The organism is Colwellia sp. KU-HH00111 (assembly GCF_040362745.1).
Taxonomy (GTDB): Bacteria; Pseudomonadota; Gammaproteobacteria; order Enterobacterales; family Alteromonadaceae; genus Colwellia.
Genome location: NZ_BAABWO010000012.1, coordinates 1 through 21701 on the forward strand (window position 1 = coordinate 1; position 21701 = coordinate 21701).

The window sequence follows — 21701 nt, forward strand, 5'->3', positions numbered from 1 at the left end:
CGCTTGTATATCGCGCTAATTTATCCGATCTACTGTTAAATTGCATGTTTTTCACACTTATTGTTGCACTCTTATAAAAGGTGGGTAACATAGAATTGTGAATATATTTTTTACATTCCGTTCATATAATTTAATAATACAATAATAATTAGGTATCCATTATGAAGTCTCCGAACATTTCAACCGTAATCATAGCAGCCGTTTTTGCTATTATTGCTTTTTTTATTTTTAGTAATATGTCTGCTACACCACCACTCATTGCTATCTTTGTTTTTGTGAGTGTATTTATTGCAACTTTAGTTGATGTTTCTGCAAAAAATACCAATTCTACGCCTGTAGTGACGGGGTCAGATAATGAAATTAAAACTCTCTATGTTGGCAATTTACCTTACCGCGCCAATGAAGCCGCTGTAAGAGAATTATTTGCTAACTATGGTAACGTTGAATCCGTAAGATTGATGAAAGATAAACATACCGGTAAACGAAGGGGATTCGGCTTTGTCGAAATGCCTGCCACTGATTTGGCTAAGGCTATTGCTGGATTAAATGATACTGAATTTCAACAACGTACACTAAAAGTTAGAGAAGCCAAAGATCGTCCTGTACATGCTGAAACTACTGAATAACAAACTACTTATCTTTTAGCTTTAAAAAAACCCGATAATCATCGGGTTTTTTATTGGTTAAATAATACCATCAACCAATCATGACAACTTATCAATAAAACGGGTAAATTGTGATAACAATTGTTGGTTTTGATCAAATTCGGAATTAAAAACCGACTCTAGCAGTTTACTGAATTGATCTTCATCTTGATCAAGTAGCTCATTTGCATTATCGCGTAATTCTTTAAACTCACCGATAAAGTCAAGTACTGGCTGTACTATACTATTTAATTGTTCATTTGCATCTGCATCATAATTTGCTACTTCAGTATAAGCTTGACTAATATAGTTCGTTTGAGTTTGCTTCAATTCTAAACTAAATGAACTGAGTTGCTCCTCGTCGTAGCCTAACTCAACTGCTTTATCAAAGGCCTCATCTATATTTCCAGAGAAAAAATCATTTTCTATTTTACTGATATCTGCAATCAATGACTGTATTGCATATAATTCATCTTCATCTAAATCACCTTGAACTGAATAAGAAAAGTTCATTTGTGAATATGAGGAGGAGCTACTTTGATAACTTATCCCCTCAGCATCTTGCCCAGCATAATAACTTAAGTTATCGCTGGACTTATTTTCTTCTAGCGCGCTAAACGAAATACTAACTATGTCACCATCTGCTGTTGTGATTGATAAATCACTACTATTTGATTGTGATTCGTAATTGTTACGGCTGACTTCTACTGCACGAGAAGTTAGTACTGGCGAGCTCATTTGTGAAGCTAAAGTACCGTCCGTTAATTTCTGTTCAGTTTCATCTAACCCCGTGTTAATTAAATCTCGAGATTTTTCTATACCTTCATTAATCTCTGCGTCAATTGCATTTAATTCACTTAATTCTTCAATAGCTTCATCAATGCCATTATTTGCGCCTTGACGCGCTTGTCCTAACATTTCCTGCAATTCGTTAGAACTTGCACCTCTTGTTTCAGCTGCAACTAAGCTCGAATTAACAAACGACATTACATTACTTGCTACTGCTTCAAAATCAAAAATATTTGGCTTATCTGGTTGTGGATCCCTTATATCCCCTTTAAATTCTTCAACTAATGAAAACTTTGCCGATATTGATTGGTGCACTATTTTCAACGCAACTACTGACTGCTCATTAATAGAAATATTGTCTAGCGGTTTGATATCACTTAATTCTTCTGATTTACCAATTTTGTCTTGTTTATTAAAGTACTGTTGCTGAGAGTTTGCCATAGGATTAAACCCAAATGGCTTATTAATATGGTTCATAATAGTTTCTCTTTCTGTCATTTTCACATGTTATTAAGTTGATATCGGCCATTGTGATTAAAACTTGAACAATTTTTTTTCCTTGTTCTAGCACTCTATACTAGACAAAACGTAAACTAACGCTAAAATTGCGCCTTCCAATGCTCATGTTTCTTCAAGCTTCAGCTTCTGCACACACATTTTAGTATAAAATAAGGTAAACTGTTATGTTTGGTCATATTAATCCCGATAACTACAAACAACAATTATCGGATAAAACACAAGAAATGACCGATCTATTTTCTTGCTTTAATTTCCCCACGGCAGAAGTTTATACTTCAGAGCCTTTGAATTATCGTTTACGTGCAGAATTTAGAATTTGGCACCAAGGTGATGATCTTTATTACATTATGTTTAATAGTGAAACTAAAGAAAAGTATCGAGTAGATGACTTTCCTGTTGCTAGTGTTTTAATCAATCAAGCAATGAAAGCATTATTAGTATCGATTAAAACTAAAAAAGAACTTCGCTTTAAATTATTTCAAGTTGATTTTCTTTCAACATTAAGCGGCGAATTACTCATCAGTATGCTTTATCACAAGCCTCTTGAACCAATATGGGAAGAAGAAGCTAAAAAACTTAAAGCAGAATTATCCGTTATTGCCCCAGTAGATATTATAGGTCGAGCTAAGAAACAAAAAATTATAATCGATAAAGATTATGTCATGGAGTCTCTTCGAGTTGGCAACCGTAATTTAGTATATCAACAAGTTGAAAATAGTTTTACCCAGCCCAACGGTGGTGTAAATGAGCAAATGCTAATGTGGGCGCAACAAGCGACGCTCAATGCAAGGGGCGATTTAATAGAGTTGTACTGTGGGAATGGTAATTTCAGCATTGCATTAGCAGAAAACTTTGATCGTGTTTTGGGAACCGAAATATCAAAAACCTCAGTGAGATCAGCTCAAATAAATATCAAAGCGAACAATATTGATAATATCAATATTGTTCGTATGTCGAGTGAAGAGTTTAGTCAAGCAATGAACGGAGAAAGAAAATTCAGACGTTTAGAAGGTTTTGATTTAACCACTTATAATTATGATACTGTGCTTGTAGATCCACCACGGGCAGGCTTAGACAAAGAGAGTGTGGAACTGGTAAGCCGTTTTAATAAAATTGTATATATCTCATGTAATCCACACACTTTAAAAGACAACCTACACGAGTTAAGCAAAACCCATGTGATTGATAAGTTTGCTTTGTTTGATCAGTTCCCTTATACAAATCATATTGAAACAGGCATAGTACTTATACGAAAATAATCAGTGCCTTTATATTGTATAATCAAATTATGATTTTTTAGACGCTTTGCGTCGGTCGCTCAGCTCTGCTGCACCGCGGGCAATAAAACGTAGTTGTTGAATAGTTTGTTTTGATAACTGCGCTCTTTCTGCTTTATCGTCCATATCTAATGCGTCGGAACCAGCACTAAAAACAATAGTAACAGCTGCATTTGCTTGCATGTAAGCAACCTCTGAGTCTAAATTTTTCGCTTCTTGCAAATAATCACAAAGCTCCATAGTGAAATAACGAATTTCTCGTATAACTGCCGCCCTAAATGCAGCAGATGTGCCAGAGCGTTCACGTAGCAGTAGACGAAAAATATTGCCGTTACTTTCAATCAGCTCCATAAATGTTTCTACCGATATTTGAATAACCGAGCCACCTTTTGCGATACGTTGACGGGCTTGGCGCATCAATTGTCTTAGTGTTAAGCCTGCTTCATCGACTAGCGTAAGACCAAGTTCGTCCATATCAGTAAAATGTCGATAAAATGAGGTTGGCGCAAGCCCTGCCTCTTTGGCCACCTCACGTAAGCTTAAATTAGAAAAGCTTCGCTCAGCACTGAGCTGATTTAACGCCGCATCAATGAGTAACCTGCGGGTTTTCTCTTTTTGTTGGGCTCGAACACCACTCATTACAATCACTCACTTAATAAAAACTGTGGCTATCATACTGTAATCTTGAATTAATGTCAGGTGAGTTAAATAGCTAAAATATTACTTAATAGGCTTGACTGGTCTGATGATCGAGTTAGACTATTACAACAGCGTACACTTGTACGCTAAAATATTTATTTGTCTAATTGAGATTAACATGAAAAAACCCGCAATAATTTGGCTCAATGTTTCTGTGTTTTTAATAACATTTTTAGTGGCTGCATTGGCCGTACCGTATCGCGCAATAACTGTAGGCTTTGATCTATCAGAAATGCTGTTTGCATTGCTGTGTTTTATTTATTGCGGTCTGTCAATCACTGCCGGTTATCATCGTTTGTGGGCCCATAAAACCTATCAAGCCCATTGGAGTTTACGCCTTGTTTTCGCTATCGGTGGTGCTTTTGCTCTACAAAATAGTATTTTACATTGGTCTTCGGATCATAGAGTACACCATAAGCATGTGGATAATAATGATATTGACCCATACTCGGCTAAGAAGGGGTTTTGGTATTCACATATAGGCTGGATGTGCCGTGAATATCAAGCACATCGCTATCACGATTACAACAATGTACGTGATTTACAAAAAGACGCAATTGTTATGTGGCAACACCGCTACTATTTGCATTTAACCTTGCTCATGAATTTCGGTGTTCCTATTGCTTTTGGTTTATGGCACGGAAATTTAATTAATAGTTTATTATTAGTTGGATTTTTACGTTTAGTGTTAAACCACCATACCACTTTTTTTATTAATTCCTTGGCGCATATTTGGGGGAAACAAACCTACACAGATAAAAACTCTGCTAGAGATAATGGCTTTTTAGCCTTGTTAACGTTTGGTGAAGGTTACCATAATTATCATCATATTTTTGAGAATGACTATCGTAACGGCATCCTTTGGTGGCAATTTGATCCAACCAAATGGTTAATTAAAAGCTGCCAATGGTTTGGGTTAACGAAAAATTTACGTACTAGCCCTGAAGATAAAATTGAAAAAATGCGCCTAGCCATGGTTCTAAAGTCTAGCAAGGAGCGATTATCTCAATTACCTAATGCCGAGCATACAATAGTACAATTACAACAAGAATATGACCTGTTGATTAACAAGCTCAATGCCTACTATCAAGTACGCAAGGCCTTATTCACTAGCAAGCGCAAGCAAGTATTGGCAGATGTTGAGCGTTCAGAGTTGATGAAACAATATCAAGAATTGAAGCTGAAATTATCCGAGCAACAAAAAAGCTGGCAATTGTTAATCGCAAGACTTGCCTAAGAGTCAATAGAATAAAATAGCTCTCCTATTACCTTTAACGATAAATCCTGCTAAAATTTTCTTAGTTACATTTTGAGTTATGTGTGTGCATTCTAGCTGCGTTTGAGGAAAATATTTTGGGAAAAAAAAATACAAAACAATCAGGAATTGCCACTGATTTTGATTACGATGTCATAATAATAGGAACGGGCCCTGGCGGCGAAGGAGCCGCCATGGAGTTAGCAAAAAAGGAGCAAAAAGTTGCTATTGTTGAGCGTTATAAAGATGTAGGCGGTGGTTGTACTCATTGGGGCACTATTCCTTCAAAAGCATTACGCCAAAGTGTCAGCCGATTAATAGACTTTAATTCCAACCCGTTATTTCGCGGACATGATAAAGCTAAGCATTTAACCTTTGCAGATATTTTAAAACACTCTTCTAACGTTATTCGTAAACAAGTACAGTTGCGAAGTGGCTTTTACGATCGTAATCGAGTTGAGTTATTGACAGGTGAAGCCTCTTTTATCGATGCTAATACAATTCAAATAATCAAACCTGATGGTTCAGTTGAAATGCTCAAAGCGAGAAAGGTTGTTATTGCGACAGGATCACGCCCTTATCGTCCTAGTGATATCAATTTTAATCATCCTAGAGTGTATGACTCTGATACTATCCTTTCACTCAAGCATGAACCTCGTTCTATTATTATCTATGGTGCAGGGGTTATCGGCAGTGAATATGCGTCTATCTTTCGAGGGTTGGGCGTTAAAGTAGATTTAATTAACACTCGTGATCGTTTACTGTCTTTTTTAGATGATGAAATTTCGGACTCATTGAGCTATCACTTGTGGAATAATGGCGTAGTAATCAGACACGGAGAGCAAATACACAGTGTTGATGCATCAGATCAAGCCGTCACTGTGCATTTAGAGTCTGGTAAAAAAATGCGAGCCGATTGCTTATTATTTGCCAATGGGCGTACAGGTAATACGGCTGATTTACACTTAAGTAACGCAGGCTTATCAGCAGACGGTCGAGGCCAGTTGTCAGTCAACGAACAATATCAAACAGCCATTGACAATATTTATGCCGTAGGTGACGTGATCGGCTACCCAAGCTTAGCCAGTGCTGCATATAACCAAGGCCGATTGGCTGCATCCGCAATGGTTGATAATAGCAATAATGCTAAGCTGATTGCTGATATACCGACAGGTATTTATACCATTCCAGAAATTAGCTCTGTCGGCAAAACCGAACAAGAATTAACGGCCGCAAAAATACCTTATGAAGTCGGTAGAGCGCAATTTAAACATTTAGCAAGAGCACAAATTGCCAATAGTTTAGTCGGGTCATTGAAAATTCTTTTCCATCGCGAAAGCAAAGAAATATTAGGTATTCACTGTTTTGGAGAAAATGCAGCTGAAATTATTCACATTGGTCAAGCCATCATGTTACAAAGTGATGGCGGCAACACCATTGAATACTTTGTTAATACCACATTTAATTACCCAACAATGGCAGAAGCATTTCGAGTTGCGGCTTTAAATGGCTTAAATCGATTATTTTAATAGAACTGGTAGATAGTGCATTTATTTGCACTTTTCCTTAAAACCTAGGTGAAGAGTATGAAACCATTTTTGTTAGCAATCTACTTGCTCTCTTTTAGCTGGAATTCTTTTGCTGCTCAGAGTTATAGTCTCTTTTTGGTTCGTCATGCGGAAAAGTTAGCAGATTCAAAAGATCCTGCGTTATCTATATGTGGCAAGAAGCGAGCCTCGCAACTCGCAGAAATATTGGCAAAAGCTGATATCAAAGCCATATATAGTACTAACTACACTCGCACCTTACAAACAGCGGCCCCTTTGTCGACCAAACAAGCCATAGTAATTAGCAATTATCAACCGAATAAATTAAAGGAATTAGCGTTACACTTACAGCACAAGCAACAAAACGCATTGATAGTTGGCCATAGTAATACCACACCTATGTTAGCCAAATTATTAAGCAAACAAACGGTAGCACCGTTAAGCGAGCAAGATTATCATTACTTGTATCAAGTGCAATTTATCAATAAGCAAGCGGTATTGACCATTTTTCAACAGCCTCTCGACTGTTAAATTGCGCGAGCGAATGCAAAGTGAAGCAACGCCGAAACAGATACATTAATGCGTTGGCAACTGCCCCGCCCCCATTGTAACTAATTCAATATCAGTCAATTTAAAAGGTGTGCCCCATTGCTGAATGGTTTCCATACCTTTTATGGGCTGCCCTTTTACGCGTAAAATTGTGCCAACAACTTTATATTTTTCAGGTAAGTTCATTGGCAGCAATTTTTCACCTTTAGCCGTAACCAACCCATAAAAGCCGCCTTCAAAATTTTGAAATGTCACACTGACTTGTTGCCACAATTCTTTAAACATTGGCTTCGAGGAGATTGGCTTTGACTTGACCATGGCGTTTTCACCCGCTATTTTAGCGTTTTCTGAGCATGAAGAACTACATACTAAAAAAACTAAAACCATTACTAATCTTAAAAAAATTAACATGTCACTACCTCAGCAATAGAGTGCATGGCATTATAATAACAAAAAGGACCATGATGTGGTAAATTCATGATCCTGTGTATCATAGCTAAATACGTAAAAAGCTTACACCATATAATTTTCAGGCATGGGTAAGGCTGCTACACCAGAATCAACTGCGGCTTGTGCTACAGCTCTTGCAACGGCGGCACATAAACGAGGATCCATTGGTTTTGGTATAATGTAATCTTTACCAAAACTTAATTGTGATTCACCACTAGCAGTCAAAACTTCAGCCGGTACCGCTGCTTTAGCTAAATCACTAATGGCATGTACCGCAGCAATTTTCATTTCGTCATTGATTGTTCGGGCACGCACATCGAGAGCACCACGAAAAATAAAGGGAAAGCACAAGACATTATTGACTTGATTAGGATAGTCAGACCGTCCTGTAGCGACAATGACATCTGCGCGAGCTGCTTGCGCTAATTCTGGTTTAATTTCTGGGTCTGGATTTGAACAAGCAAAAATAACAGGGTTAGGTGCCATTAACTTAACTTGCTCCTGGCTCAATAAGTTTGGACCTGATACACCAACAAAGACATCAGCTCCGGTAATAGCATCGTCTAATGTACGCTTATCGGTATTGTTAGCGAACAATTTTTTATACTCATTTAGATCATCACGACGTGTGTGTACAACGCCCTTAGTGTCAAGCATATATATTTTTTCACGTTGAGCTCCACACTTAATTAATAACTCCATACAAGCGATAGCTGCAGCTCCTGCACCCAAACAAACGATATTAGCTTGTTTGATATCTTTACCTTGAATATCTAAAGCATTGATCATGCCCGCAGCTGTGACAATCGCTGTACCATGTTGGTCATCATGAAACACTGGTATTTTACAACGTTCGATGAGCGCTTTTTCAATGGCGAAGCATTCTGGGGCCTTTATGTCTTCGAGGTTGATACCACCAAAACTGTCTGCAATATTAGCAACCGTATTGATAAAATCCTCTACCGTTTTATGCTTTACTTCAATGTCAAAAGAATCAATATTGGCAAAGCGTTTAAACAACAAACTTTTACCTTCCATTACAGGTTTAGACGCCATAGGCCCTAAGTTACCTAAGCCTAAAATAGCAGTGCCGTTAGTGATTACAGCAACCGTATTACCTTTCGCGGTATATTTATAGACATCATCTGGGTTTGCTGCTATCTCTCTGACTGGCTCAGCAACGCCGGGACTGTATGCTAGTGATAAGTCCTCACTGGTTTCAGCCGCGGTAGTGAGCGAAACACTAATTTTCCCAGGTGTTGGTAATGAATGGTAATCAAGTGCTTGTTGACGAAAATCTGACATTGTTGTTCCCTAGTGCGTTAATAGTTTTCTGAATGAACTAAGCGGCGGTGTATTTCACACACTTATATTCATTATTTTTGTTTTTTATAGTGTATTGCATAGCTGGTCATTGTTTCAAGGCTGATTAACTATATAAAAGCGCTGTAAGCTATATTAAACTTAACTCTTTATATTGATTAAATCATATTATTTCGCCAAATATTCACTATCAAATCCACGTATTATTGTAAAAACAGCAATGCTGTCACCAAATCGTATCCAAACGACTTATATTACAAATAACCGAAAAACCAGCCACAATCGATGCAAATGTCTTATAAGTTGTACTATTTCAATTTGAAAACATTTCATAAATAACAAAATGAAGAATAGCTTTACTTGATCATTTTTTCTGATGTTATGCTCACTAAAAAGCCTTTGATTTAGGAAGCAATCTAATGACATTGGTACAAATTTTTAACAGGTTTTGGATTGTTTGGAGGGTATAAAGCAAAAAACCAACCCGAAGGTTGGTTTTTAATAAGTAACTCACTATTAATTAAGCAAAAGGATTCACTTTAATAATGGTTTCAATACGATCAGGCCCCGTTGAAATAATATCAACTGGAACACCCGTGATCTCTTCAATGCGCTTTATATAGGCAAGTGCATTAGCAGGTAAAGCATCAACAGAAGTTGCACCTACTGTACTTTCTGTCCAACCTGGCATTTCTTCATAGACGGGAGTTATTTTCTCATAACCTTCGGCAGCAGTTGGCGGCACAGTAATAATATCGCCAGATTCAGTTTTATAACCAGTACATATTTTTAGTGTGGCTAAACCGTCAAGTACATCAAGTTTTGTTAGACAAAAGCCTGTAATGCTATTGACTTGGATTGCCCGATGCATTGCCACAGCGTCAAACCAACCACAACGACGTTCTCTACCGGTAGTTGCGCCAAATTCATGACCAACAGTACCTAAATGGTTACCTATTTCATCGTCCAATTCTGTTGGGAATGGACCTGAGCCAACACGGGTAGTATAAGCTTTGGTAATTCCTAAAATATAATCTAAATGACGTGGACCAACACCACACCCAGTGGCTACACCACCAGCAGTAGTATTTGAAGAAGTCACATAAGGATAAGTACCGTGGTCAATATCAAGTAGTGTACCTTGAGCACCTTCAAACATGATAGAGTCGCCATTTTTTCGTGCTTGATCCAATATTTCAGAAATATCAGCGGTCATGTTCTTAATAATGTCTGCAACAGCTAAGGCATCAGCAAGTACTTCATCAAAATTAACTGGTTCAGCTTTATAGTAATTCACCAGAGAGAAATTATGGTATTCAACAATTTCTTTTAATTTTGCAGCAAATGATTCTTCACAGAACAAATCACCTACACGTAGTCCTCGGCGAGCTACTTTATCTTCATAAGCTGGACCAATACCGCGTCCAGTTGTGCCAATGGCTTTGGCGCCGCGTGCAATTTCACGTGCGGCATCAAGGGCATTATGATAGGGAAGAATTAACGGACAGGCGTCACTAATAAGTAAGCGTTCACGTACTGGAACACCCTTGGCTTCAAGCATTTTTATTTCTGCCATCAACGCTTTAGGACATAATACAACACCATTACCAATAAGGCATTTTACGTTATCACGTAATACGCCAGAAGGAATTAGATGAAGTACAGTCTTTTCGCCATCAATCACTAATGTGTGGCCTGCATTGTGCCCGCCTTGATAGCGAACAACATATTTTGCTTTGTCGGTTAGTAAGTCAACGATCTTACCTTTACCTTCGTCACCCCATTGGGTACCTAGAACAACTACGTTTTTGCCCATTTTTACTATTTCGTAAGAAAATTAGGCGGGGATTCTAACAAAAATCAAATTGTAGTCCAAGAAAAAACAACATGTTTTTTGAACGCATAAAAAATACCCTTTGTTGTTAAGGGGTTATCTTTATTCTTTTTTATACGCTCAGGTGTTTTATTGTGATAACCAAAGAACCATTACGCCAAGGAGTAAAATAGAAATGCCCATATTTCGTATAACTTGCGTTGGTTGTTCTGTCATTTTTAACAAATATCTACGCCATTTATTAGGAAATAATGCGGGAGCTAAACCTTCAATAACAAGCATTAACCCAAATGCTAGTAGTAATGACTCTGCCATGGTTTTACTCACCTCAGTTATGACAAAGCCAGCATTTATGCTGGCTTTGTATTAATTTAACAGGGATATATCAAAATATCATCATTCAAATTTTACTTCTGCTTGGCTTTTGTACCATCTTTTAAATAGTTAAAAAACTCACTATCAGGTTTAACAACCATAATATCATTTTTACTATTAAAGCTGTTTTCATAAGCTTCTAAGCTACGATAAAACCGATAAAACTCTGCATCTTTTCCGTAAGTATCTGCATAAATTTTAGCGGCTAACGCATCACCTTCACCACGTAAGGTAAAGGCATTTTTTTGCGCTTCAGCCAACATAACGGTCACTTTAGCATCAATGGTCGCACGAATAATTTCTGACTGTTCCTGACCTTGAGATCTATGCTCTTTTGCTACAGCCGTTCGTTCAGCACGCATTCGATCATAAATAGAATTACTCACCTCAGTCGGTAAATTAATCGCTTTTATACGAACATCAACCACTTCAATGCCTAGGTCTTCACGACTACTTTCAGCACTTTCTAATGCTTTTTGCATAATCGCATCACGATCGCCAGAAACAATCTCTTTGATAGTTCTATTACCAAACTCTGTACGTAAACCGTTATTCACTTTTTGTTTAAGTAAAGCACGGGCATTATCAACAGAGCCAGACGTACGAAGATAATAAGTTGAGAAGTCAACAATACGCCACTTAACGAATGAATCAACCATCAAATCTTTTTTCTCTGATGTTACAAAACGATCTGGGGCTTCATCAAGGGTTTGAATACGTGCATCAAGTTTGCGAACTGATTCAATAAACGGGATTTTAAATTGTAACCCTGGCTCAAACACCTTCATTTCACCAGTGGCAGAATCTCGTTTTATTTTTGAAAATTGAAAAACAATTCCGCGTTGACCTTCGTAAATAACAAATACCGACGAAACGGCTAAAATGAATAGTAATGCTACTATCGCAATGGAAAAATTTTTCATGAGTTAGTTTCTCCCACTGTTAAATCGATCATTTCGGCCTGTTGAACTTGAAGGCGAAGAGTTAATGCCTGATTGCGTTTGTGGCTGTGAGTATGATTGCGGTGTTGTTCGCTGGTTAGTGGATTGCTGCTGTTGCATAATTTTATCCAGTGGCAAGTACATCATGTTATTGCCACCATCAACATCAACCATCACCTTACTAGCATTGCTATATACTTTTTCCATTGTCGCAATATAAAGACGCTGACGCGTAACTTCAGGAGCTGCTTGATATTCTGGTAGAATTTTTTCAAAGCGTGCCACTTCACCTTCCGCATCTAAAACAGTTTGTTGTTTATAAGCTAAGGCTTCTTGCTCCATACGTTTTACTCGACCACGAGCACGTGGTTCTATACCCCGAGCGTAAGCTTCAGCTTCTCGTAAAAAACGTACTTCATCTTCTTGTGCGGCAATAGCATCATCAAATGCATCTTTAACTTCATTCGGTGGACGCGCATCCTTGAAGTTAACATCTACAATCAGTAACCCTAAGTTGTAGGGCTCAATAACCTTTTCTAACTCTTGCCATACCGATTGACGAATTTGTTCACGTCCGCTGGTTAAAATATCATCCATTTTTGCATGTCCAACCACATAGCGTAAGGCACTATCAAGTGATTGGCTCAAGCTGTCATCAGCGTTGGTTACGCTAAATACATAATTGCGCGCATCAACAACACGGTACTGTATTTGCATTTCAACCTGAACGACGTTCTCATCTTGCGTAAGCATAAAACCGGAGGCTTGCATTTCGCGGGTACTTTGCATATCAATAGGAATAATTCTATCGATAAAAGTCCACTTCCAGTTGATACCAGGATCAACAGTGCCAGAAAATTGTCCAAAACGTAATACTATGCCTTTTTCAGCTTCTTTAATGGTGTAAAAACCACTAAAGGCATAAACCACTAAACCAATAATGAGTATTAAACTAATACCAATACTGGAAAAACTTTTGCCTGAGCCTCCTGAAGATCTATTGTTACCTTTTCCGCCAAAAATGCCACTGACTTTTTTTCCTAAATCATTAAGCAATTCATCTAGATCTGGTGGACCTTGGTTTTTTCCGCCTTTATTTTTCCAGGGGTCTTTATCGTTATTCCCCGGTTCATTCCAAGCCATGCTGTTCTCCGCTAGGTTAGTAATTATTTTATAATCGTATTTTATCAATTTAACAAGTTTATGATAAAACACGGTGTTTTATAAGACTCTATATGGGTATTAACACATTAATTTACAATATATCGGTCTAATTCATTGTCTTCATGTTTTGTCAGCCTATCCCACTCTCGCTTTGGCAGTTTAATATCGATGAAACAAATACCTTGATCATCGTAATACTCGTTTTTTATACCATTCAACTGATATAAAATTCCTCGTAACTTAGCTGCTTTAGGTGGGATCGCTAATTGGTGCTCTACTATTTCATTACCTAAACGCTCCATGAGCGCGGTAAAAAATAAATCGATACCTATATTAGCCTGTGCTGACAACCATACTCTAATAGGTCGCCCTTGATCATCTCTATCGATTCGAGGCTCTATATCATCCAAGCTATCAATTTTATTACAAATAACTAATTGTGGTACTTCATCTGCACCAATTTCTGATAAAACGTGTTCAACTTGCTCAATATTCTCACTCCGTCTGTCGTCTGAAATATCAACAACATGGAGCAACAATTGTGCTTCGCGTGTTTCTGTTAAGGTTGCTTTAAATGCAGCAACTAAATCATGAGGTAAATGCCGAATAAAACCTACGGTGTCTGCTAAAATAACACCACCAACACCTTCAAGTTCAATGCGTCTTAATGTTGGATCAAGCGTTGCAAAGAGCTGATCTGCGGCATAAACCTCTGACTTGGTTAATACATTAAATAATGTCGATTTTCCCGCATTTGTATAGCCCACCAGCGAGATAGTGGGTAACTCTGCCCGTGTTCGAGAACGTCGTCCCTGCTGGCGTTGCCGTTCAACCTTTGCTAAACGTTTACCTATATTGATCATCCGTTCACGTAACAAACGCCTATCGGTTTCTAGCTGAGTCTCACCAGGGCCACGCAAACCAATGCCGCCTTTTTGTCGTTCTAGATGAGTCCAGCCACGAATCAAACGGCTGCTAATATGACGTAGTTGAGCTAACTCAACCTGCAACTTACCTTCATGGGTTCGAGCACGTTGAGCAAAAATATCCAGAATTAATGTCGTTCTATCTACCACCCGACATTGGCACAATGCTTCAATATTTTTTTCTTGAGAAGGAGATAAACTGTGATTAAATAAAACTACATCAGCGTTAAATAAACGAACGGCCTCAGCTATTTCGTCTGCTTTACCTGAGCCAACAAAAAATTTGGGATGCGGTGAACTGCGTTTTCCTGAGACTACGGTTAATTCATTGACACCTGCAGAAGAAACCAACATTTTGAATTCGGTTAAATCTTCACGCGTACTTTCATCGGGAAAATCCAGGTGAACAAGTACTGCTTGTTCACCTGCTTGATAACGATCAAACAACTGTATTAAACCTTATTGATAGTGATTGTCGAAGCGAACATCGACTTACAAGCTATAATGTGGGTTATTACGAGCACAATGGTTACAATTTAAAATGCTGTTTAATCTTCTGAGTCAGTTTGATTAGGCATTGGTGCTGTATTTACTGCGCGTGAAGGAACAACCGTTGAAATAGCATGTTTATATACCATTTGGCTCACTGTGTTCTTCAATAAAATCACAAATTGATCAAATGATTCAACTTGCCCTTGTAACTTAATGCCGTTGACTAAATAAATTGCAACTGGAATGCGATCACGACGTAAAGCATTCAAAAATGGGTCTTGTAAAGATTGACCTTTTGCCATTAGATGGCTCCTTTTTATTATAAATAAGACTAATTAATCAAAACTATTTCTGATTAATGATAAATTTCGCTAATCCTCAGCGCATAACCATTTAATTATACACCAATATATTAATAATGCTTAATGATAGCTACTATATTTTATATTTATAGCTACTTTGACCAGTTATTGCCAATTTCGGCTAATACCTGCGATAAATTTGTTTCATCATCGGTAGTTAACCAATGTAAGTTTGGCCAATTTCTAAGCCAAGTTAACTGTCTTTTGGCGAGTTGCCGGGTTGCACAGACCCCTTTAAAAATCATTTCTTTGTGATCAAAGTCACCCTCTAGATATTGCCACATTTGGCGATATCCCACACAACGAATAGAAGGTAAGTCTGGGTGTAAATCACCTCGTTCTTTAAGCTTTCTCACCTCTTGTTCAAACCCTTGAGTTATCATCTGTTGAAAACGTAATTCGATTCGGTGATGCAAGGTACTACGCTCTTTTGGCGTGATAGCAAATTGTAAAACATCTCCATCAAGCTTATCACCTTTAATTTGAGTTAATTGTGACAAAGTGTTACCAGTTAAGCGAAAAACCTCTAACGCGCGTGTTAATCGTTGCGGGTCATTGGGGTGTATACGCAGCGCCGCTTGAGGATCTATATCAGCTAACTGCTTATGCATAACGTCCCAGCCCTGTTCGGCGGCTTCGGTTTCAATTTTTTTACGAATTTCGCTATTGGCCGTAGGTAAAGGCGATATACCCTCAATCAAACTTTTAAAGTACATCATGGTGCCACCGACTAACAAAGGTATACGATTATTAGCTCTTATTTTCGCTATTTCTGCTAAGGCGTCGTGACAAAAATCCGCAGCAGAGTAACTTTTCGTAGCATCTCGAAGATTGATTAGACGGTGTGGATACTTTGATAATTCTTCGGCCGTTGGTTTAGCCGTACCTATATCCATATCATTGTAGATCAACGCAGAGTCAACACTAATAATATCACAAGGTAATACATCGCATAATGCCATTGCTAATGCAGTTTTACCTGATGCTGTAGGCCCGATTAGACAAATAACAGGCGGTTGATTTGTTGAACTGTTTATTGACACTAAATGATGCTCTCACTATTTTACTGAATCACGGCTTGTATTTTCTAATTGCTTAATTACTGATGTAAGGTCTAAGGCAATAGAATTCAAGAGTACAGACTCTATTTTTTCTTTACTTAGTGTTTTTTTCGCGGTTAGCCACAAGCTATTTGCTTGTGATTCGCTATAGTGCTCGTTAACCATGACAGTAGCTAACGCATTAATTAAATACTTTTCAACCACTTGCTCATCTATAGTTGAGTCAATAGCAAGCTGTGATAGCTTATCGATAATTGAAGTAAAGCTAGCCGTAACATCATTATTTCTTAGCATCGCAGGGTATTGACGAATTTGGATCCTGTTTGCCTGTTTTCCATGGTTATTCACAGTGAACACTATACCCGCTAATGCCAACGACGCTTGACAAGTTTGAGCTGCAGAAAATTGTTGCTCAGACAATGTTAGTGATACCGGTAATAATAATGGTTGGCTGATCAACCCCTTGTTTGGTTTTTCCTCACTTTGCTGCCAACTTAACCTTATCTTATTTTTATGTACTGCAGACGCTAACGTAGATAAAGATAACAAGCGTAAATGCTGTTGTTGCTTAAAAATACCATATTGTCCCTGTTCAAGTGCAACAAAAAAATCGTCAGCACATGAGGAAGATTCGCTAGTTAAGCGACTCTCAGACGCTGAGTTTAACTCATGCTTTTGCTGAGAACTCGGCGTAAGAAGCTGTTGATAGTTTGCTACAGCCGCCTTATATATCGGGGCGCCAGCACCATAACTTGTGTTAGCTGAATTGGTTTGATAGCTACTTTCTTTGACTTGTTGTAACGGGGCAATATAATCCGGCCGTTGATAGGCCACACTACCGCTTGTTTGCTCTACTTGACTAACCGACGGTTGCTCCTGATGGTCAGGCTGAAATAGAACGTGCTCTTGCTCAATGTTTGCACTATTTTCCATTAACGCATTATGGCAAACAGAATAGATAAAATCGTGTACATATCGGCTTTGATGAAAGCGTACCTCATGCTTAGCAGGATGCACATTGACATCAACTTCCCGATGGTTCAATGTTAAAAACAGCACAAATGCAGGATGTGTATCTGGTGCTAGCAAGTCAGCGTATGCTTGGCGAATAGCATGATTGATTAATTTATCACGCATCATACGGCCATTTACATAGCTATAGCACAAATCATTTTGATTGCGAGCAAAACTCGGTTTCGCTAGCCAACCTGAGAAAATCATATCATCATGTTGACAATTCACTTCAATCGCATGCTCAACAAACTTGGGCCCGCATACCATAGCAACCCGTTTTGCATGTTGCGCTTTAGTTTGAGCAGCTCGGTACTGACGGATCAATTTTGAATTATGGGTTAAAGAAAAGCTAACATCAAATCGGGCAAGAGCTATGCGACGAATTACTTCATCAATATGATTAAATTCGGTTTTTTCAGTGCGTAAAAATTTTCGCCTTGCTGGGGTATTAAAAAATAAATCGGTGACCTCAATAGTGGTACCGTCACCATGAGCTGCAGGCTTAACCGTTACCGACATATCTCGGCCTTCAGCATTGGCTTGCCATGGGGTTGCTTGAGAAGGAGGTTTAGATGTTAGGGTTAAGCGTGATACTGAACTAATACTTGCTAACGCTTCACCACGAAACCCTAGGCTAGCTATCCCTTCTAAATCTCGTAAATCTTTTATTTTGCTGGTGGCATGGCGGCTTAATGCCAACGTTAGTTCATCTTTGGCTATCCCTTTGCCATTATCGCTAATACGAATGCGCTTAACCCCACCTTTATCAACATCAATGTTAATATTGGTTGCCCCGGCATCAAGACTGTTTTCAACCAGTTCTTTGATAACAGATGCAGGTCTTTCTACCACTTCTCCAGCCGCAATTTGGTTAGCTAACCTAGCTGGAAGTATTGCAATTGTCATAGTGTTTCTTATTTATTAGGATCATTATCTAGCTTGTATCTAGAAAATAAAAATTAACCTGAGCGTGGTATTTTTAATGTTTGGCCAATACGTAACACATTAGATTTTAATTTATTAGCAGATTTGATGGTTGCTACTGATGTTTTATAACGCTGGGCAAGCACTGACAAAGAATCACCACTACGTACCTTATGCTTCTTCATTGCAGTCGCGGCCAATAAAGTATCTTTAGGCGTATGCTCATTAAAGTAACTATCAACCGCTTTGTAAATAGCATTAGCAAGTTTTTGCTGATGCTTGCTACTATTTAATCTTTTCTCTTCTGTTGGGTTAGAAATAAAACCCGTTTCTATTAATACAGATGGAATATCTGATGATTTTAACACCGCTAAGCTTAAGCCCTCTGGTTTTCTTTTATGCAGCTTAGTCACTTGTTTGATTTCTTGTATTACATGTAGGGCAAACTCGTAACTGCTTGCCATAGTATGCTCTTTTTTCATGTCTGCTAAGGTAAATGCTAAGTTCTTATCTTGGGTTTTCTTAATGGTTTCACCTGCACCACCGAGCAGTTCAGACTCATCTTGTCGGTTGGCAATCCAGCGAGTAAATTCGGAGTTTGCCCTTCGTGTAGATTGAACTAATACCGAAGCACCACTTGGCTGTGGAGAAGTATATGCGTCAGCATGAATAGAAATTAATAAGTCTGCTTTATTTTTACGGGCAATTTTTGGTTTACGATCGTGATTTACATAATAATCACCCGTTCTGATCATAACCGCCTTAAAGCCACTTCGTTGGTTAATCAATTTCGCTAATTTTTTGGCTATAGCTAAGGTTATTCGTTTCTCATAGGAGCCTTTAGGACCTATAGAGCCAGGATCTTCACCACCATGTCCCGCCACAATAGCAACGATAATATCTCGTTTGCCATTTGACTCAATGGTTTTTACAGCTTGGCGTTTTTCATTTTTATCATGTAAGTCCACCACCAAACGATCACCATATTGCCCTGCGGGTGCTAGCGGGAATACTGTCAGTTCAAATGCTTTTTTTAGTTCAAGTACTAATCGTGTATCTGTTTGTGTTTTTGATTTACTGGTGCGAAAGAGCTTGATACGTGGATCTGTTTTGGCTAACGAAGATAAAGCGGTACTGTTATTAGTATTTTTAAAGTCAATCACTAAACGGTTAGGTTTAGTTAACGTAAAATATTTATATTCTGGCTTATTTTTTAGATCGAACACGACTCGAGTATTTTCTGGGGCAGGCCAAACTCGAATACCATCGATGCTATTTGAATTTGCTACAGCATTGTTTACTATCAACGATGCTGTAGCTAATAAAAGCCAACACAATCTAGCAACAATGTATGATAACCACCGCATAACCAACCTTAAATACTTATATTGTTAACATCTCTATTTAATAATAACGCATCAACAGGCTTAAGGGTACTTTTGTTCTAATTGTTGTAAAACATCCTCACCGCGTATAGAGCTAGCACAAAAATCTATCACTCTTTGCTCCCCTTGATAAGCTATATTAATAATTATATCGGCTGCAGCCAAAAGCCCGGCACCTTTTTCAGGCCATTCAATAAAGCAACAACAGTGTTGAGTAAAATAATCACGTATGCCCATATACTCTAATTCTTCCGGGTCGCTTAAACGATATAGGTCAAAATGGTATACTTGCCATGGTGGTAAATCGTAGGGCTCAACTAAGGTGTATGTTGGACTTTTAACATTGCCTTGATGACCCATGCCTCGCACAAAACCTCGTGTTAATGTTGTTTTACCTGCACCTAAATCGCCATTTAAATATACCACAAGTGCTTGTTGTAAGTGTTGCTGCTGACATTGCCACTGCAATACTTTGGCTAGGTAATCACCCACGGCAATTGTTGCAGCTTCATCAGCTAGAAGGTATGTTAACTTTTTCATCGCTTGTAAAAATTTCCATTAGGCTTGGTTGACCAGTTGTTGTAAAGGTGTATACAAATCACTAGCTAACATGCCACGTTGACCATTAGTGTGTGCAATAATATCACCTGCTGCGCCATGAATATAGACAGCCATGCAGGTAGCAGAAAAATTGTCCTTGCTTTGTAGTAGCAACGCGGCAACAACTCCAGAAAGAACATCGCCCATGCCACCAGAGGCCATACCTGCATTACCACTGCTATTGATGACGACCTGCTCGCCATCGGAAATTAAGCTGCCAGCCCCTTTTAAAATACAGATACCACCATATTTGTTAGCAATTGCTCGAACAGCACTAAAGCGATCCACTTCTACAGTAGCAACATCACAATCTAATAATCTTGCCGCCTCTTTTGGATGAGGCGTTAACACCCAGTGATCGCAATAATGGTTCGTTTGTGAGAGTAAGGTTAAAGCATCTGCATCAAGCACTAATTGCGTGTTATTGCTGATCATGGTTTCTGGTTGAGCGATATTGCTATTGCTCAGTTTCGCAACCACTAAATCAAAAAGGGCGATTGACCAAGGTGTTTGCCCTAACCCAGGTCCAAGAAGTATTACCTTAGCCTTATTGAAAATGGCTGCGTCGGCAAGCTGTTCAGCACTACTTGGCGCTAACATTAACTCTGGCCGACCATTCAAGACTAGGGCTTGGCTATTTGGGTGACAGCACACCGATACTAAGGCAGCGCCGCAGCGCAGCGCTGCTTCGCTGGCTAAACGAATTGCCCCAGGCATGCCTTCATTACCACCTAGAGTTAATACTTGCCCTATGTTGCCTTTATGGCTGGTTTTTTGCCTAACTTTTAATGGGCCTACTTTATTTAGTAATGGAATAGTTGTTTGATAAACCACTTCACTCTCTAAATAATCTCTAAATACAGGTCCTAACGCTAAATCAGCTAAAAGCAAATCACCAACAAAATTTGCTGCTTGCCCAGTAAGCAACCCTTGCTTGTAAACAATGAAGGTTACTGTGACATCTGCTTTAATTGCATTGTCATTATCTACATATCCAGTTGTTGCACATAACCCCGATGGTGTATCAACACTTAATACAAAGGCTGGATGCTCATTCACTGATGCGACCACCAACTGCAACAGCTTAGGTAAATTACCATAAAAGCCAATACCAAAAATCGCATCAACAATAATATCACCTGTAAACTCACTAGTGCGCTTAGCCAAATTGTCAGTAAAAACGTCACTGACACCGGCATCCAGCATCGCTTGATAAGCGGTTAAAGCATCCCCTTTAATATTAATAACATCACAATTTAGCAATACCCGAACCTGCATATTAGCCAAATGAGCAAGACGAGCAATAATGAAACCATCGCCACCATTATTTCCCTGACCCGCAAGCACAAGTATACTTTTAGCATCAGGCCAACGGTGTTGCAAAATATCAAACGCGGCAGTGCCTGCCCGCGCCATCAGTTGATACATAGCAAGCCCCTGACTTTTAGCGACAATAGCTTCTGTAGTTAAAACTTGTTTCGCACTATAGACACAATGTCCGTTATGTTTTGCGTTTGCTTGTTGTGATAAACTCATCAGTAATTTATACCTTGTAGCTGTCTTTCTAAAAA

20 protein-coding genes are annotated in these 21701 nt (G+C 38.6%); 5 read left to right on the top strand and 15 right to left on the bottom strand.

Annotated features, from left to right (window positions below; all coding sequences use genetic code 11):
- Positions 1-161: 161 nt before the first annotated feature.
- Positions 162-626, top strand: a complete 465-nt coding sequence (locus ABXG98_RS17455; RefSeq protein ID WP_353539986.1) for an RNA recognition motif domain-containing protein — start codon at positions 162-164, stop codon at positions 624-626.
- Between the two features lie 78 nt (positions 627-704).
- On the opposite strand, the gene ABXG98_RS17460 is transcribed toward ABXG98_RS17455, so the two are convergent.
- Positions 705-1910 (bottom strand): DUF5610 domain-containing protein, encoded by a 1206-nt coding sequence (locus ABXG98_RS17460; RefSeq protein WP_353539987.1) that lies wholly within the window; start codon positions 1908-1910, stop codon positions 705-707.
- 206 nt (positions 1911-2116) lie between these two features.
- On the opposite strand from ABXG98_RS17460, the gene trmA reads away from it, so the two are divergent.
- Positions 2117-3211 (top strand): tRNA (uridine(54)-C5)-methyltransferase TrmA, encoded by a 1095-nt coding sequence (trmA, locus tag ABXG98_RS17465; RefSeq protein ID WP_353539988.1) that lies wholly within the window; start codon positions 2117-2119, stop codon positions 3209-3211.
- Between the two features lie 27 nt (positions 3212-3238).
- Here trmA and fabR read toward each other — a convergent pair whose 3' ends face one another.
- Positions 3239-3868 carry an HTH-type transcriptional repressor FabR gene (fabR, locus tag ABXG98_RS17470; protein ID WP_353539989.1) on the bottom strand — a complete coding sequence of 210 codons (630 nt, stop codon included), beginning with the start codon at positions 3866-3868 and terminating at the stop codon, positions 3239-3241.
- Between the two features lie 178 nt (positions 3869-4046).
- On the opposite strand from fabR, the gene ABXG98_RS17475 reads away from it, so the two are divergent.
- The 3 genes from ABXG98_RS17475 to ABXG98_RS17485 all read left to right on the top strand — a co-directional run bounded on the left by ABXG98_RS17475 (position 4047) and on the right by ABXG98_RS17485 (position 7261).
- Positions 4047-5165, top strand: a complete 1119-nt coding sequence (locus ABXG98_RS17475; RefSeq protein ID WP_353539990.1) for an acyl-CoA desaturase — start codon at positions 4047-4049, stop codon at positions 5163-5165.
- A gap of 116 nt (positions 5166-5281) precedes the next feature.
- Entirely contained in the window at positions 5282-6712 is a 1431-nt protein-coding gene (gene sthA, locus ABXG98_RS17480) for a Si-specific NAD(P)(+) transhydrogenase (RefSeq protein WP_353539991.1), read from the top strand.
- A 57-nt stretch (positions 6713-6769) separates the two neighbouring features.
- Positions 6770-7261: a SixA phosphatase family protein gene (locus tag ABXG98_RS17485; protein ID WP_353539992.1), complete on the top strand. Its 492-nt coding sequence runs from the start codon at positions 6770-6772 to the stop codon at positions 7259-7261.
- Between the two features lie 45 nt (positions 7262-7306).
- Here the strand turns inward: ABXG98_RS17485 and ABXG98_RS17490 are convergent, their stop codons facing one another.
- From ABXG98_RS17490 to ABXG98_RS17550, 13 genes are all read right to left on the bottom strand, one after another.
- The gene (locus tag ABXG98_RS17490; protein WP_353539993.1) at positions 7307-7690 is read right to left on the bottom strand and encodes a hypothetical protein; all 384 of its coding nucleotides are present in this window, start codon (positions 7688-7690) and stop codon (positions 7307-7309) included.
- 102 nt (positions 7691-7792) lie between these two features.
- Complete coding sequence (locus tag ABXG98_RS17495; RefSeq protein WP_353539994.1) at positions 7793-9034, bottom strand: malic enzyme-like NAD(P)-binding protein; 1242 nt, start codon at positions 9032-9034, stop codon at positions 7793-7795.
- Positions 9035-9572: 538 nt separating this feature from the next.
- Positions 9573-10868, bottom strand: coding sequence for an adenylosuccinate synthase (locus ABXG98_RS17500; protein ID WP_353539995.1), 1296 nt, complete (start codon positions 10866-10868; stop codon positions 9573-9575).
- Between the two features lie 147 nt (positions 10869-11015).
- On the bottom strand, positions 11016-11201 hold the full coding sequence (locus ABXG98_RS17505; RefSeq protein ID WP_353539996.1) for a DUF2065 domain-containing protein: 186 nt from the start codon (positions 11199-11201) through the stop codon (positions 11016-11018).
- A 92-nt stretch (positions 11202-11293) separates the two neighbouring features.
- On the bottom strand, positions 11294-12184 hold the full coding sequence (hflC, locus tag ABXG98_RS17510) for a protease modulator HflC (RefSeq protein ID WP_353539997.1): 891 nt from the start codon (positions 12182-12184) through the stop codon (positions 11294-11296).
- 3 nt (positions 12185-12187) lie between these two features.
- The gene (gene hflK / locus ABXG98_RS17515; protein WP_353539998.1) at positions 12188-13345 is read right to left on the bottom strand and encodes an FtsH protease activity modulator HflK; all 1158 of its coding nucleotides are present in this window, start codon (positions 13343-13345) and stop codon (positions 12188-12190) included.
- 107 nt (positions 13346-13452) lie between these two features.
- Positions 13453-14739 (bottom strand): ribosome rescue GTPase HflX, encoded by a 1287-nt coding sequence (gene hflX / locus ABXG98_RS17520; protein ID WP_353539999.1) that lies wholly within the window; start codon positions 14737-14739, stop codon positions 13453-13455.
- 101 nt (positions 14740-14840) lie between these two features.
- Positions 14841-15086, bottom strand: coding sequence for an RNA chaperone Hfq (gene hfq / locus ABXG98_RS17525; protein ID WP_353540000.1), 246 nt, complete (start codon positions 15084-15086; stop codon positions 14841-14843).
- Between the two features lie 152 nt (positions 15087-15238).
- The gene (gene miaA / locus ABXG98_RS17530; RefSeq protein WP_502901572.1) at positions 15239-16183 is read right to left on the bottom strand and encodes a tRNA (adenosine(37)-N6)-dimethylallyltransferase MiaA; all 945 of its coding nucleotides are present in this window, start codon (positions 16181-16183) and stop codon (positions 15239-15241) included.
- A gap of 21 nt (positions 16184-16204) precedes the next feature.
- Entirely contained in the window at positions 16205-18127 is a 1923-nt protein-coding gene (mutL, locus tag ABXG98_RS17535) for a DNA mismatch repair endonuclease MutL (protein WP_353540002.1), read from the bottom strand.
- A 53-nt stretch (positions 18128-18180) separates the two neighbouring features.
- Positions 18181-19512 carry an N-acetylmuramoyl-L-alanine amidase gene (locus ABXG98_RS17540; RefSeq protein WP_353540003.1) on the bottom strand — a complete coding sequence of 444 codons (1332 nt, stop codon included), beginning with the start codon at positions 19510-19512 and terminating at the stop codon, positions 18181-18183.
- A gap of 60 nt (positions 19513-19572) precedes the next feature.
- Positions 19573-20070, bottom strand: a complete 498-nt coding sequence (gene tsaE / locus ABXG98_RS17545) for a tRNA (adenosine(37)-N6)-threonylcarbamoyltransferase complex ATPase subunit type 1 TsaE (RefSeq protein WP_353540004.1) — start codon at positions 20068-20070, stop codon at positions 19573-19575.
- An 18-nt stretch (positions 20071-20088) separates the two neighbouring features.
- Positions 20089-21666, bottom strand: a complete 1578-nt coding sequence (locus tag ABXG98_RS17550; RefSeq protein WP_353540005.1) for an NAD(P)H-hydrate dehydratase — start codon at positions 21664-21666, stop codon at positions 20089-20091.
- Positions 21667-21701 lie beyond the last annotated feature (35 nt).

Coding starts and splice junctions, on each gene's coding strand:
- ABXG98_RS17550 (WP_353540005.1), bottom strand. CDS start 21,666: ATGAGTTTATCACAACAAGCAAACGCAAAACATAACGGACATTGTGTC.
- ABXG98_RS17460 (WP_353539987.1), bottom strand. CDS start 1,910: ATGAACCATATTAATAAGCCATTTGGGTTTAATCCTATGGCAAACTCT.
- fabR (WP_353539989.1), bottom strand. CDS start 3,868: ATGAGTGGTGTTCGAGCCCAACAAAAAGAGAAAACCCGCAGGTTACTC.
- ABXG98_RS17540 (WP_353540003.1), bottom strand. CDS start 19,512: ATGCGGTGGTTATCATACATTGTTGCTAGATTGTGTTGGCTTTTATTA.
- ABXG98_RS17475 (WP_353539990.1), top strand. CDS start 4,047: ATGAAAAAACCCGCAATAATTTGGCTCAATGTTTCTGTGTTTTTAATA.
- ABXG98_RS17500 (WP_353539995.1), bottom strand. CDS start 10,868: ATGGGCAAAAACGTAGTTGTTCTAGGTACCCAATGGGGTGACGAAGGT.
- trmA (WP_353539988.1), top strand. CDS start 2,117: ATGTTTGGTCATATTAATCCCGATAACTACAAACAACAATTATCGGAT.
- hflK (WP_353539998.1), bottom strand. CDS start 13,345: ATGGCTTGGAATGAACCGGGGAATAACGATAAAGACCCCTGGAAAAAT.
- ABXG98_RS17485 (WP_353539992.1), top strand. CDS start 6,770: ATGAAACCATTTTTGTTAGCAATCTACTTGCTCTCTTTTAGCTGGAAT.
- ABXG98_RS17495 (WP_353539994.1), bottom strand. CDS start 9,034: ATGTCAGATTTTCGTCAACAAGCACTTGATTACCATTCATTACCAACA.
- hflC (WP_353539997.1), bottom strand. CDS start 12,184: ATGAAAAATTTTTCCATTGCGATAGTAGCATTACTATTCATTTTAGCC.
- ABXG98_RS17455 (WP_353539986.1), top strand. CDS start 162: ATGAAGTCTCCGAACATTTCAACCGTAATCATAGCAGCCGTTTTTGCT.
- hfq (WP_353540000.1), bottom strand. CDS start 15,086: ATGGCAAAAGGTCAATCTTTACAAGACCCATTTTTGAATGCTTTACGT.
- mutL (WP_353540002.1), bottom strand. CDS start 18,127: ATGACAATTGCAATACTTCCAGCTAGGTTAGCTAACCAAATTGCGGCT.
- ABXG98_RS17505 (WP_353539996.1), bottom strand. CDS start 11,201: ATGGCAGAGTCATTACTACTAGCATTTGGGTTAATGCTTGTTATTGAA.
- tsaE (WP_353540004.1), bottom strand. CDS start 20,070: ATGAAAAAGTTAACATACCTTCTAGCTGATGAAGCTGCAACAATTGCC.
- ABXG98_RS17490 (WP_353539993.1), bottom strand. CDS start 7,690: ATGTTAATTTTTTTAAGATTAGTAATGGTTTTAGTTTTTTTAGTATGT.